The sequence below is a fragment of the Macrococcoides caseolyticum genome (genome assembly GCF_002902665.1).
Classification (GTDB): domain Bacteria; phylum Bacillota; class Bacilli; order Staphylococcales; family Staphylococcaceae; genus Macrococcoides; species Macrococcoides caseolyticum.
The window spans coordinates 1-12,013 of record NZ_PPRM01000015.1 but is presented as its reverse complement, the minus strand read 5'-3'; the positions used below and the strand labels follow the sequence as shown (position 1 = coordinate 12,013).

Below are 12,013 nucleotides of genomic sequence, written 5' to 3'. Positions count from 1 at the left end.
ATTATAATTCTTTAACTGTCACTAAGTGACTTACTTTGTTAATTTGCCCACGAATCGCAGGGTTGTCTTCAACTTCTACTGATGAATGCATCTTAGTTAAACCAAGAGCTTTAACAGTTTTACGTTGTGTCTCAGGACGACCGATGATACTACGAGTGAGGGTGATTTGAATTTTAGCCATTTTGAATGCCCTCCTTAATTGTATAATTCTTCGACTGATTTACCACGTAATTTTGCAACATCTTCAGCAACTTTAAGTTCTTTTAAACCTTCAACAGTAGCGCGAACCATGTTGATTGGTGTGTTAGATCCTAAAGATTTAGAAAGGATGTCTGTAATACCTGCTAATTCTAACACGGCACGAACTGGTCCACCAGCGATAACTCCTGTACCAGGTGCTGCCGGCTTAATTAATACGCTTCCTGCACCAAATCTTCCTGTAACTTCGTGAGGTGTAGTACCTTTCACACGAGGAACAGTGATTAAGTTTTTCTTAGCATCTTCGATTGCTTTCTTAATTGCTTCTGGTACTTCTTGAGCTTTACCAGTACCAAAACCAACGCGACCATTCTTGTCCCCGACAACAACTAAAGCAGTGAAACGCATACGACGTCCACCCTTAACAACTTTAGATACACGGTTGATCGTTACTACGCGTTCTTCAAATTCTTTAACTTCTTTTTCACGACGCATTAAGAGTTCCTCCTTTTATTAAAATTCTAGACCGTTTTCACGAGCTGCATCAGCTAATGCTTTTACACGTCCATGGAATAAGTATCCTCCACGGTCAAATACAACTGCTTTAACGCCTTTTTCAACTGCTAATTTCGCTACTGCTTCGCCAACTTTAGCTGCAGCTTCTACGTTAGAAGTTGTTTCAAGTCCTAAGTTTTTATCTTGTGTTGATGCTTGAGCTAAAGTTACACCTTTAACGTCATCAATCACTTGTGCATAGATGTGTTTGTTTGAACGATATACGTTTAAACGTGGACGCTCAGTAGTTCCAGCTAATCTGCTACGTACACGAGCGTGTCTTTTCATACGCACTTTATTCTTATCGATTTTAGTGATCATGAATATTCTCCTTTCCTATTTTAGAGATTACTTACCAGTTTTACCTTCTTTACGACGAACATATTCGCCTTCGTAACGAACCCCTTTACCTTTGTAAGGCTCTGGTGGACGAGTAGCACGGATGTTAGAAGCAATTGCTCCAACACGCTCTTTAGAAATACCTTCAACTTTTACTTTCGTGTTTTTATCTACTGATAAAGTAATGCCTTCTTCAGCCACGATTTCGATAGGATGAGAGTATCCAACGTTAAGGATTAGGTTTTTACCTTGCATTTGTGCACGGTAACCAACCCCGATTAATTCTAAGTTCTTTTCGAATCCTTTAGAAACACCTTCAACCATGTTTGCGATTAAAGCACGAGTAGTTCCGTGGATTGTTTTATGAGCTTTAGAATCAGATGGACGAACTACTTCTAAAGTATTGTCTTCTAATTTATATGTTAATTCTTCGTTAAATGTACGCGTTAATTCACCTTTAGGTCCTTTAACTGTAACAGTATTACCGTCGATTTTAATTTCAACACCACTTGGGATGTCAATAATCTTTTTACCAACACGACTCATTTGTCGGCACCTCCTTCTTTAATTAATTCTTACCAGATGTAAGCTAATACTTCTCCACCAATATTACGTTGACGCGCTTCTTTATCAGTTAATACACCTTCAGAAGTTGAAACTAATGCGATACCTAAGCCATTTAATACTTTTGGTAATTCATCAGCTTTAGCGTAGACACGTAAACCAGGTTTTGAAATACGTTTTAAACCAGTGATAACACGTTCATTGTTAGCACCATATTTTAAGAACATACGGATAACACCTTGTTTGTCATCTTCGATATATTCAACACTTTTTACGAATCCTTCACGTTTAAGGATTTCAGCAATTTCTTTTTTGATGTTTGATGCAGGTAATTCTAATTTCTCGTGACGTACCATGTTTGCGTTACGTACGCGAGTTAGCATATCTGCGATTGGATCTGACATAGTCATTTAAAATATCCTCCTTTCAGGTTTGAATTTTACCAGCTTGCTTTTTTAACGCCAGGAATCTGACCTTTATAAGCTAATTCACGGAAACAAATACGGCAAAGTTTGAATTTGCGTATTACTGAGTGCGGACGTCCGCAACGTTCACAACGAGTATATTCTTGTACTTTAAACTTTTGTTTACGCTGTTGTTTAGCGATCATTGATTTTTTAGCCACTAAATTTAGCCTCCTTTTATATTAGAGATTACTTTTGAAATGGCATACCGAATTGTGTTAACAATTCACGAGCTTCCTCGTCAGTGTTAGCAGTCGTTACGATAACAATATCCATTCCACGTGTTTTACTTACTTTATCATAATCGATTTCAGGGAAAATTAATTGTTCTTTTACACCTAATGTGTAGTTGCCGCGACCATCAAACGCTTTGTTTGAAATACCACGGAAGTCACGTACACGAGGTAATGAAACGTTAACTAATTTATCAAAGAATTCATACATTCTTTCGCCACGTAAAGTAACTTTAGCCCCGATAGGCATACCTTCACGTAAACGGAATGTTGCGATTGATTTTTTTGCTTTAGTAACCATTGGTTTTTGACCTGTGATTGCTTGTAGTTCTTCAACTGCTGAGTCTAAAACTTTAGAGTTTTGAACTGCATCACCGATACCCATGTTTACTACGATTTTTTCAATTTTTGGCACTTCCATGATTGATGAGTATTCAAACTTTTTCATCATTTCAGGAGTGATTTCATTTAAGAATTTTTCTTTTAAACGTGTCAATGTGAGAACCTCCTTCCAGATAATTATTTAATGATTTCTCCAGATTTCTTTGCTACACGTACTTTTTTACCGTCTTCTATCTTAGTACCAACACGTGTTGGTTTGTTTGTCTTTGGATCTAATAACATAACATTTGAAACATGAATTGCAGCTTCGAATTCTGTGATGCCGCCTTCAGGATTCATTTGAGTAGGTTTTTGGTGTTTTTTCACGATGTTAACACCTTCAACAACTACGCGATCTCTTTTAGGAAGTGCTTCAATTACAGTTCCTGTTTTACCTTTATCTTTACCTGTGATAACGATAACTTTGTCGCCTTTTTTAATATGCATGTCGTAGACACCTCCTCTTAATTAGTGTTTATTATAATACTTCAGGTGCTAATGATACGATTTTCATGAAGTTACCTTCACGTAATTCACGTGCAACAGGTCCGAAGATACGTGTTCCACGAGGTCCTTTGTCATCACGGATGATAACACAAGCGTTCTCATCAAATTTGATGTATGAACCGTCATTACGACGAACACCAGATTTAGTACGAACGATAACAGCTTTAACAACGTCACCCTTTTTAACAACGCCACCTGGTGTAGCATTTTTAACTGTACATACGATTACGTCACCAATGTTAGCTGTTTTACGGCCAGATCCGCCTAATACTTTAATAGTTAATACTTCACGAGCACCAGAGTTATCTGCTACTTTTAAGCGTGATTCTTGTTGGATCATTCGAGTTACCTCCTTTATCTAATTTCTTATTAAATGATTACTGATTCTTCAACAACTTCTACTAAACGGAAGCGTTTTGTAGCTGATAAAGGACGTGTTTCCATAATCTTAACGATATCGCCCATTTTAGCTGTATTGTTTTCATCATGTGCTTTGTATTTTTTAGAATACTTTACACGTTTACCGTATAAAGAATGTGTTTTGTAAGTTTCTACTACAACTGTGATTGTTTTATCCATTTTGTCAGATACAACTTTACCTGTGTAGACTTTACGATTGTTTCTTTCGCTCACAAGAGTACCCTCCTATCAAAAATTATTTTTGTTCAGTTTTTTGTTGCTCGATTTCTCTTTCACGTACAACAGTTTTCATACGCGCGATTGATTTTTTAACTTCGCGAATACGTGCTGTATTTTCAAGTTGACCTGTAGCTAACTGAAAGCGTAGGTTGAAAAGTTCCTCTTTAAGCGACTTTACTTTAGTTTCAATTTCTGAAGTGGTTAAATCTCTAATTTCCTTAGCTTTCATTTGTGTCACCACCCAATTCTTCACGTTTTACAAACTTAGTTTTCACTGGTAGTTTGTGAGATGCTAAACGTAATGCTTCGCGTGCTACTTCTTCAGGTACACCCGCGATTTCAAACATAACACGTCCTGGTTTTACTACTGCTACCCATCCTTCAACTGCACCTTTACCAGAACCCATACGTACTTCTAAAGGTTTTTTAGTGTAAGGTGTGTGAGGGAAAATTTTAATCCAGACTTTTCCGCCACGTTTCATGTAACGAGTCATTGCAATACGAGCTGATTCAATTTGACGAGAAGTGATCCAAGCAGCTGTTGTTGCTTGTAAACCATATTCACCAAATGTTACTTCGTTTCCGCCTTTTGAACGACCAGTTGTTTTAGGTCTATGTTGACGACGGTATTTTACACGTTTTGGTAATAACATTATTATTTTCCTCCTTCACTAGACTTCTTTGTAGGAAGAACTTCTCCACGATAGATCCATACTTTAACACCAAGTTTACCGTAAGTAGTGTCTGCTTCAGCATGTGCATAATCGATGTCAGCACGTAATGTATGAAGTGGAACAGTTCCTTCTGAATATTGTTCAGCACGCGCGATGTCTGCGCCGCCTAAACGTCCTGATACTTGAGTCTTGATACCTTTAGCACCTAACTTCATAGCACGTTGGATCGCTTGTTTTTGAGCACGACGGAATGATACACGGTTTTCTAATTGACGTGCAATGTTTTCCGCTACTAATCTTGCATCCATATCAACTTTCTTAACTTCTACAACGTTAATGTGGACACGTTTACCAGTTAAGCTGTTTAAGTTGTTACGTAATTTTTCAATTTCTGAACCGCCTTTACCGATAACCATACCAGGTTTACCAGTGTGGATAGCGATGTTTACGCGATTTGCTGCGCGTTCGATTTCTACACGAGAAACAGAAGCGTCTTTTAAGTTTTCTTCAATATATTTACGAACTTTTAAGTCTTCATGTAATAAAGTTGCGAAATCTTTTTCTGCAAACCATTTCGCATCCCAGTCACGAATAATTCCGACACGAAGTCCGATTGGATTAATTTTTTGACCCACTGTATTCCCTCCTTAATGAGATATATTATTTTGCTTCTTCTTGAGCTTCAGTGTTTGAAGTTTTAACTTCTTTGTCAGCTACAACGATAGTGATGTGGCTTGTACGTTTATTGATAGCACTTGCACGACCTTGTGCACGTGGACGGAAACGTTTTAAAGTTGGTCCTTCGTTTGCATAAGCTTCTTTAACAACTAAAGAATCAATGTTCATATCATAGTTATGCTCTGCATTTGCTAATGCTGACATTAATAACTTTTCAACTACAGGTGATGATGCTTTGTTTGTTAATTTTAAAATAGCAATAGCTTCCGCTACTTCTTTACCTCTGATAAGATCTAAAACTAATCTCACTTTACGAGGTGCGATTCTGATTGTTCTTGCAACCGCTTTTGCTTCCATGGTTATTCCTCCTTATCTGAAATTAGCGTTTAGTTTTCTTGTCGTCTGCACCGTGACCTTTGTAAGTACGTGTAGGTGCGAATTCTCCTAATTTATGTCCAACCATATCTTCAGTTACGTATACAGGTACGTGTTTACGACCATCGTATACTGCGATAGTATGTCCAATAAAGTTTGGGAAAATTGTAGAGCGACGTGACCAAGTTTTGATTACTGTTTTTTTGCCGCCTTCCTCTAATGCTTCAACTTTTTTCATTAAGTGATCATCGATGAAAGGTCCTTTTTTAAGACTACGAGCCATTATGGCGCCTCCCTCATTCTTACTGCTGCGTTAGCGGCTAGGCCGCTAACTTGAGTAAGTTATTATTATTTTTTACGTCCACGAACGATAAGTTTGTTAGAACGGTTTTTCTTCTTACGAGTTTTCTTACCAAGGGTTGGTTTACCCCATGGTGACATTGGAGATGGACGACCGATTGAAGTACGACCTTCACCACCACCGTGTGGGTGATCGTTAGGGTTCATTACAGAACCACGAACTGTAGGACGGATACCTTTCCATCTTGAACGTCCAGCTTTACCGATGTTGATTAATTCGTGTTGTTCGTTACCTACTTGACCAATTGTAGCACGGCAAGTTGAAAGAATCATACGAACCTCACCAGATTTTAAACGAACTAATACGTATTTACCTTCTTTACCAAGTACTTGAGCACTTGCTCCAGCAGAACGTACTAATTGTCCACCTTTACCAGGTTTTAACTCGATATTGTGGATAACTGTACCAACTGGGATATTTTGAAGAGGCAAACAGTTACCTACTTTAATATCTGCTTCTGGTCCGTTAACTACTTGAGTTCCTACAGTTAAACCTTTAGGTGCGATGATGTAACGTTTTTCACCATCTAAGTAGTGTAATAATGCGATATTTGCTGAACGGTTTGGATCGTACTCGATCGTTGCCACTTTTGCAGGGATACCATCTTTATTACGTTTGAAATCAATAATACGGTATTGACGTTTATGACCGCCACCTCTGTGACGTACAGTTAACTTACCTTGGTTATTACGTCCCGCTTTTCTCGGAAGGGGAGCAAGTAATGACTTTTCAGGTGACGTTGACGTAATTTCAGCGAAATCTGAACCTGTCATATTACGACGACCGTTTGTTATTGGCTTATAATGTTTAATTGCCATTGTCGTTTTACCTCCTTAATGGTAAATGTTTATTTTAGTTGAAGAAGTCAATTGAACCTTCTTTTAAAGTTACGATCGCTTTTCTTCTTTTGTTTGTGTAACCGTTGTAACGGCCAACACGTTTTTTCTTAGCTTTGTAATTCATAACGTTTACTTTATCAACTTTTACATTGAAGATATCTTCAATTGCAATTTTGATTTGCGTTTTGTTAGCACGTGTATCTACATCAAAAGTGTATTTATCTTGTGCCATTTGTTCAGATGAACGTTCAGTGATAACGGGGCGCTTAATAATATCGCGATTTTCCATTAACCAAGCACCTCCTCTACTTTTTCAACTGCACCTTTAGTCATTACTACTTGGTTCGCATGAACGATATCTAATACGTTTAAGCCAGTAGTAGTAATAACAGTTACGCCAGGGATGTTACGTGCTGATAAAGCTACGTTTACATCTTCAGCTTCAACAACGAACAATACTTTTTTAGGTAATTCTAAAGTTGTTGTCATGTTTTTGAATTCTTTTGTTTTAGGAGCATCAAATGTTAATGATTCTAAAACTGTAAATGCGTTTTCTTGTACTTTCGCTGATAAAGCAGAACGTAAAGCTAAACGACGCATTTTCTTAGGCATTTTGTATGAATAACTTCTTGGTGTTGGTCCGAATACGATACCACCACCACGCCATTGTGGCGCACGGATTGTACCTTGACGTGCACGACCTGTACCTTTTTGTTTCCAAGGTTTACGTCCACCACCGCTCACTGCCGAACGATTTTTGACTGCGTGAGTACCTTGACGCATTGAAGCTCTTTGTAAGTTGATCGCTTCGAATAATACATGTTGATTAGGTTCGATTCCGAATACGTTATCGTTTAATTCGATTGAACCTGCTTTTGTTCCATCTACTTTTAATACATCATAATTAGCCATTATGTTATTTCCTCCTTTCGCAGATACTATTTATTACCTTTTTTAATTGAAGTTTGAATTTTAACTAAACCTTTTTTAGGTCCAGGAACATTACCTTTTACTAAGATAACATTGTTTTCAGCGTCTACTTTAACGATTTCTAAGTTTTGCATAGTAACTGTATTACCGCCCATACGGCCTGGTAATGCTTTACCTTTAAATACTTTAGAAGCGTCAGATGCCATACCCATTGAACCTGGGCGTCTGTGGTAACGAGAACCGTGACTCATTGGTCCACGTGACTGTCCGTGGCGCTTAATTGCACCTTGGAAACCTTTACCTTTAGAAACTCCTGTCACGTCAACAATGTCACCAGTCTGGAATGTATCCACAGTGACTTCTTGACCTACTTCGTAAGCTTCAGTATCTACATTTCTGAACTCACGAATGAAGCGCTTAGGTGCTGTACCCGCTTTTTTAGCATGGCCTTCAGCTGGTTTCGTTGCAAATTTATTTGATTTGCGATCTGCTTTATAAGCTTGTTTGTCTTCAAAACCGATTTGGATTGATGAATAACCATCAACTTCTTCAGTTTTCTTTTGTAATACTACGTTTTGCGCTGCTTCTACTACTGTTACTGGAATTAATTCTCCGTTTTCACCGAAAACTTGAGTCATTCCTACTTTTCTTCCTAAGATTCCTTTGGTCATCGAAAGTCGCACCTCCTACTTTTTATTATAATTTGATTTCGATGTCTACACCTGATGGTAAGTTTAAGCCCATAAGAGCATCAACTGTTTTAGGTGTTGGGTTAACGATGTCGATTAAACGTTTGTGCGTGCGTTGCTCGAACTGTTCACGAGAATCTTTGTACTTATGAACGGCACGGATAATTGTATAAACTGTTTTTTCCGTTGGTAACGGAATCGGTCCCGATACTTCTGCACCTGAACGTTTTGCAGTTTCTACGATTTTTTCAGCTGATTGATCGATAATACGGTGATCATACGCTTTCAAACGAATACGAATTTTTTGTTTTGCCATAATTTTACCTCCTCTTGTACGTCTATTTTAGTTTGATAGACTTCTCCACGAAAATTGTCTCACACATCGCCATGGCAAAGCGGCCGGGTGTGTCAGTAACCTCTCGCTTCATCGCTTTTTAAAGTCCAACAGTAGATATAATACACGAATATCAGCCATTTAGCAATAGATAACTAGATATTTATAAAAAGTTTTTTGGAGAGTATGAAATAAGTTCGTCTGGGGAATTTCTATCGACTAATAAAAAAAGAATTCTACATATTATATAGAAGATGTTTTATCTTTAGGTAACTTCTAATACACTAAGCAGTACAATTCAATAGTTTATTATAACATGATATAATTAATGTAACAAAAGTATTTTTGTTACATTTATATTACTAATGGAGGCTCATATATATGAAGCGAATGATGAAAATGACTTTGTTAACACTTGGAATCATTATGTTATTAAAAGAAATATTTCTAGGAATCCCTGGTATTGGGGGTGCATACATTTTAAGTCTTGCTTGGGCACCACTTGGAACTAATATTACGCTGTACTTTATCATGTTTTTGATATCTGCGCTCGATCGTTCTAATGAAACGAGATTTTCATTATCCGTTATTGCATTTACAGGATTGTTAGCGAATGCTTTCGCATTCTTTCCGATACTCGGAATGTTCATGCATTGGCTAATGGCGTTCTTAATGATCGCCTATATCTTTATTGTCATCAACACGAGAGAATATCGTGGAAATACGACTTACTATGATCCATACCGCAGCGGCGAGACTGTGAGAGATTATAACAAAGAAAAATAAAAACAAGGAGCTCAGACACATGTCTGAGCTCCTTGTTTTTTAGTGCTGGATAAATATAAAGTATAAAATAAATACTACTGCCATGAAATACATAATTGGGTGAATCTCTTTTCTGCGATTTGCCATTAGCATCGTTATCGGATAGAAAATAAATCCACATGCAATACCTGTAGCAATCGAATACGTAAGTGGCATCATAATAATAGTTAAAAATGCAGGAACTGCAATTTCAAACTTGTTCCACTCTATTTTATTTAAGTTCGCCACCATTAATACACCCACGATTACTAGAGCAGGTGCAGTCACCGCACTCGTTACAACGGACATAAGAGGTGAGAAGAAAAGTGCTAAGGCGAAACATAATGCCGTAACCACACTTGCAAATCCTGTTCTGGCACCTACTGCAACCCCTGCTGAAGATTCGATATAAGAGGTTGTCGTAGACGTACCGAAAATAGCACCTACAATTGTCGCTAATGAATCTGCAAATAAAGAACGCCCCGCACGTGGCAATTTGTTATCCTTCACTAGGTTCGCCTGCGTTGCAACAGCAACTAGTGTACCCGCTGTATCAAAGAAGTCAATAAATAAGAATGTTAATACGATCACTAAAAATTGCAGGTTAAAGATGTGTTCTGGATGTGCAAATGCATCGAATGCTTTTCCGAATGTTGGTTCGATACTTGGCACTGAACCGACAATTTGCTTTGGTGCATCAATAAGTCCGAAGAGCATACCAAATATCGCTGTTAATACCATTCCGATAAAGATGCTTCCTGGAACGCGTTTTGCCATAAGAATAATTGTTAATGCAATGCCACCAACCGCTAATAATACATGTGGATCATGGACATTACCTAATGATACTAAAGTCGATTCATTCCCTTTTACAATGCCTGCACCTTTTAAACCTACAAAGGTAATAAAAAGACCTATACCCGCTGATACAGCCATCTTCAGTTCGAAAGGAATTGCGTTGATAATCGTTTCACGTAAACCTGTCATCGTCAGTAATGCAAAGAATACTCCTGAGAATAGTACACCCGTTAAACCTGTCTGCCACGGAATGTTGTACTGTAATACGACTGTGAATGCAAAAAATGCATTCAATCCCATACCAGGAGCTAACGCAATGGGATAGTTTGCAATTAGTCCCATGAACAAACAGCCTACTATTGAAGCAAGAATTGTCGCAACAAAGACCGCACCAGCATCCATACGCATACTATCCGGGATACCTTCAACACCAGCGAGTGATAACATTGCAGGATTGACCGCTAATATGTAGGCCATCGATAGGAATGTCGTTAAGCCCCCAATTATCTCTCGCTTATAATTTGTGCCTAATTCATCAAACTTAAAATAATTTCTCATTGTGCACTTCCCTCTTTTTAATTTTTATACTTGTATAGTCTAATCTCAATGTTCGGAAAAATCAATACAATTTTATCAATTTTAATTTTAATATTCGTATTTCAATCATTTTCCTTATCATAAAGTCATATCCTTTCAACTTTCTATAGTTATTCTGTCTTAATCATATAAAAACTGCATACAAATCATTAGAATGTTTTTTTGTATATATTTAGGGAATGAATTATATAAATAATTAAAGGAGGAGCTATAATTATGAAATTTAAAATATTAAGTTTGATCCTATCTTCAACTTTAGCACTTGCTGCTTGTAATAATGACACAAATGATGTTGAAAAATCACCAAAGGATGAAACTAAACAGGAACAGCAATCAGAAACTACTGATACTAAAGCGACAGATACAAATGATAAAGATGATAACAACGATGAAAATAATGATGCAAAACAAGAAGGCAAAAGCAGTGCAGAAGATTCAGATGACGTAGATAATAAAGATGAAGCGTCTGAAGCAGATGATGATAACGACAAAGATGAAGCTTCTATTAAACTAGAGGACATTAAACTTTCACCAGAAGAAGCAATTAAAACAGCACAGAAGAAAGTTGATGGTGAGTTAGAAAGCATTTCATTCGACCATGATATGGGCCAATGGATTTATGAAATTTCCTTAATCGATACAAACCAAAAGACACATGAAATCAAAGTAAACGCTGAACAAAACAAAATTATCTCTTCTGAAGTAGAAAATGATAAAGATAATGAAAAAACATTTGACTACGGTGAGTTTGTGCCTGCTGATAAAATTATTAAAGCAACACAAAAAGTTTACAATGGTGAGATTAAAGAATGGTCACTTGATCATGATGATGGAAGATTTAAATATAATGTTGAGTTGAAAGGACAAGATGGTAAAACGAAAGAGTTTGAACTCGATGCTAAAGATATGAAAATCTTATCTCAAGATGCATAAAAAGATGCTGAGACATTTGTCTCAGCATCTCAGACTGAAGACAAACTCACAATTCTAAAAGTGAGTTTGTCTTTTTTCTTCGAAAAATATTGTTATTTTAAAGAAATTAGCAAAATATCCA

At 37.2% G+C, this 12,013-nt stretch carries 23 protein-coding genes; 2 read left to right on the top strand and 21 right to left on the bottom strand.

The features are described 5' to 3' along the window. Position 1: 1 nt before the first annotated feature. The 20 genes from rpmD to rpsJ form a co-directional block, all read right to left on the bottom strand. Complete coding sequence (gene rpmD, locus CD152_RS03120; RefSeq protein ID WP_012656123.1) at positions 2-181, bottom strand: 50S ribosomal protein L30; 180 nt, start codon at positions 179-181, stop codon at positions 2-4. 14 nt (positions 182-195) lie between these two features. After that, positions 196-693 carry a 30S ribosomal protein S5 gene (gene rpsE / locus CD152_RS03115; protein WP_012656122.1) on the bottom strand — a complete coding sequence of 166 codons (498 nt, stop codon included), beginning with the start codon at positions 691-693 and terminating at the stop codon, positions 196-198. Between the two features lie 18 nt (positions 694-711). Continuing rightward, the gene (gene rplR / locus CD152_RS03110; RefSeq protein ID WP_086041704.1) at positions 712-1,074 is read right to left on the bottom strand and encodes a 50S ribosomal protein L18; all 363 of its coding nucleotides are present in this window, start codon (positions 1,072-1,074) and stop codon (positions 712-714) included. Between the two features lie 27 nt (positions 1,075-1,101). Then, entirely contained in the window at positions 1,102-1,638 is a 537-nt protein-coding gene (rplF, locus tag CD152_RS03105; RefSeq protein ID WP_012656120.1) for a 50S ribosomal protein L6, read from the bottom strand. A 29-nt stretch (positions 1,639-1,667) separates the two neighbouring features. After that, positions 1,668-2,066, bottom strand: a complete 399-nt coding sequence (rpsH, locus tag CD152_RS03100; protein WP_012656119.1) for a 30S ribosomal protein S8 — start codon at positions 2,064-2,066, stop codon at positions 1,668-1,670. A 29-nt stretch (positions 2,067-2,095) separates the two neighbouring features. Then, complete coding sequence (gene rpsN, locus CD152_RS03095; protein ID WP_008356542.1) at positions 2,096-2,281, bottom strand: 30S ribosomal protein S14; 186 nt, start codon at positions 2,279-2,281, stop codon at positions 2,096-2,098. A gap of 28 nt (positions 2,282-2,309) precedes the next feature. Continuing rightward, positions 2,310-2,849, bottom strand: coding sequence for a 50S ribosomal protein L5 (gene rplE / locus CD152_RS03090; protein WP_012656118.1), 540 nt, complete (start codon positions 2,847-2,849; stop codon positions 2,310-2,312). 23 nt (positions 2,850-2,872) lie between these two features. Beyond that, positions 2,873-3,181: a 50S ribosomal protein L24 gene (gene rplX, locus CD152_RS03085; RefSeq protein WP_012656117.1), complete on the bottom strand. Its 309-nt coding sequence runs from the start codon at positions 3,179-3,181 to the stop codon at positions 2,873-2,875. Positions 3,182-3,212: 31 nt separating this feature from the next. After that, positions 3,213-3,581, bottom strand: a complete 369-nt coding sequence (rplN, locus tag CD152_RS03080) for a 50S ribosomal protein L14 (protein ID WP_086041702.1) — start codon at positions 3,579-3,581, stop codon at positions 3,213-3,215. A 29-nt stretch (positions 3,582-3,610) separates the two neighbouring features. Continuing rightward, positions 3,611-3,874, bottom strand: coding sequence for a 30S ribosomal protein S17 (gene rpsQ, locus CD152_RS03075; RefSeq protein WP_012656115.1), 264 nt, complete (start codon positions 3,872-3,874; stop codon positions 3,611-3,613). A 22-nt stretch (positions 3,875-3,896) separates the two neighbouring features. Then, complete coding sequence (rpmC, locus tag CD152_RS03070; RefSeq protein ID WP_041635771.1) at positions 3,897-4,109, bottom strand: 50S ribosomal protein L29; 213 nt, start codon at positions 4,107-4,109, stop codon at positions 3,897-3,899. Then, positions 4,099-4,533, bottom strand: coding sequence for a 50S ribosomal protein L16 (rplP, locus tag CD152_RS03065; RefSeq protein ID WP_103214382.1), 435 nt, complete (start codon positions 4,531-4,533; stop codon positions 4,099-4,101). The genes rpmC and rplP overlap by 11 nt, the downstream gene beginning before the upstream one ends. Positions 4,534-4,535: 2 nt before the next feature. After that, positions 4,536-5,189: a 30S ribosomal protein S3 gene (gene rpsC, locus CD152_RS03060; RefSeq protein WP_012656112.1), complete on the bottom strand. Its 654-nt coding sequence runs from the start codon at positions 5,187-5,189 to the stop codon at positions 4,536-4,538. Between the two features lie 25 nt (positions 5,190-5,214). Continuing rightward, positions 5,215-5,589, bottom strand: coding sequence for a 50S ribosomal protein L22 (gene rplV / locus CD152_RS03055; protein WP_012656111.1), 375 nt, complete (start codon positions 5,587-5,589; stop codon positions 5,215-5,217). A gap of 22 nt (positions 5,590-5,611) precedes the next feature. Further along, positions 5,612-5,890, bottom strand: a complete 279-nt coding sequence (gene rpsS / locus CD152_RS03050) for a 30S ribosomal protein S19 (RefSeq protein WP_012656110.1) — start codon at positions 5,888-5,890, stop codon at positions 5,612-5,614. Positions 5,891-5,955: 65 nt separating this feature from the next. Beyond that, on the bottom strand, positions 5,956-6,786 hold the full coding sequence (rplB, locus tag CD152_RS03045) for a 50S ribosomal protein L2 (RefSeq protein ID WP_012656109.1): 831 nt from the start codon (positions 6,784-6,786) through the stop codon (positions 5,956-5,958). Positions 6,787-6,820: 34 nt separating this feature from the next. Continuing rightward, a complete protein-coding gene (rplW, locus tag CD152_RS03040) occupies positions 6,821-7,096 on the bottom strand; it encodes a 50S ribosomal protein L23 (RefSeq protein WP_012656108.1) in 276 nt (91 codons plus the stop codon). Further along, positions 7,096-7,719: a 50S ribosomal protein L4 gene (gene rplD, locus CD152_RS03035; protein WP_012656107.1), complete on the bottom strand. Its 624-nt coding sequence runs from the start codon at positions 7,717-7,719 to the stop codon at positions 7,096-7,098. Before rplD ends, rplW begins: the two co-directional genes overlap by 1 nt. A 26-nt stretch (positions 7,720-7,745) precedes the next feature. Then, entirely contained in the window at positions 7,746-8,408 is a 663-nt protein-coding gene (gene rplC / locus CD152_RS03030; RefSeq protein ID WP_012656106.1) for a 50S ribosomal protein L3, read from the bottom strand. 25 nt (positions 8,409-8,433) lie between these two features. After that, the gene (gene rpsJ / locus CD152_RS03025; RefSeq protein ID WP_012656105.1) at positions 8,434-8,742 is read right to left on the bottom strand and encodes a 30S ribosomal protein S10; all 309 of its coding nucleotides are present in this window, start codon (positions 8,740-8,742) and stop codon (positions 8,434-8,436) included. Between the two features lie 399 nt (positions 8,743-9,141). On the opposite strand from rpsJ, the gene CD152_RS03020 reads away from it, so the two are divergent. Next, positions 9,142-9,546, top strand: a complete 405-nt coding sequence (locus tag CD152_RS03020) for a hypothetical protein (RefSeq protein WP_101140692.1) — start codon at positions 9,142-9,144, stop codon at positions 9,544-9,546. 39 nt (positions 9,547-9,585) lie between these two features. Here the strand turns inward: CD152_RS03020 and CD152_RS03015 are convergent, their stop codons facing one another. Beyond that, positions 9,586-10,920, bottom strand: coding sequence for an NCS2 family permease (locus CD152_RS03015; protein ID WP_086037935.1), 1,335 nt, complete (start codon positions 10,918-10,920; stop codon positions 9,586-9,588). Positions 10,921-11,175: 255 nt separating this feature from the next. Between CD152_RS03015 and CD152_RS03010 the strand changes: the two genes are divergently transcribed. Further along, positions 11,176-11,892, top strand: coding sequence for a PepSY domain-containing protein (locus CD152_RS03010; protein ID WP_086037934.1), 717 nt, complete (start codon positions 11,176-11,178; stop codon positions 11,890-11,892). Positions 11,893-12,013: the final 121 nt, after the last annotated feature.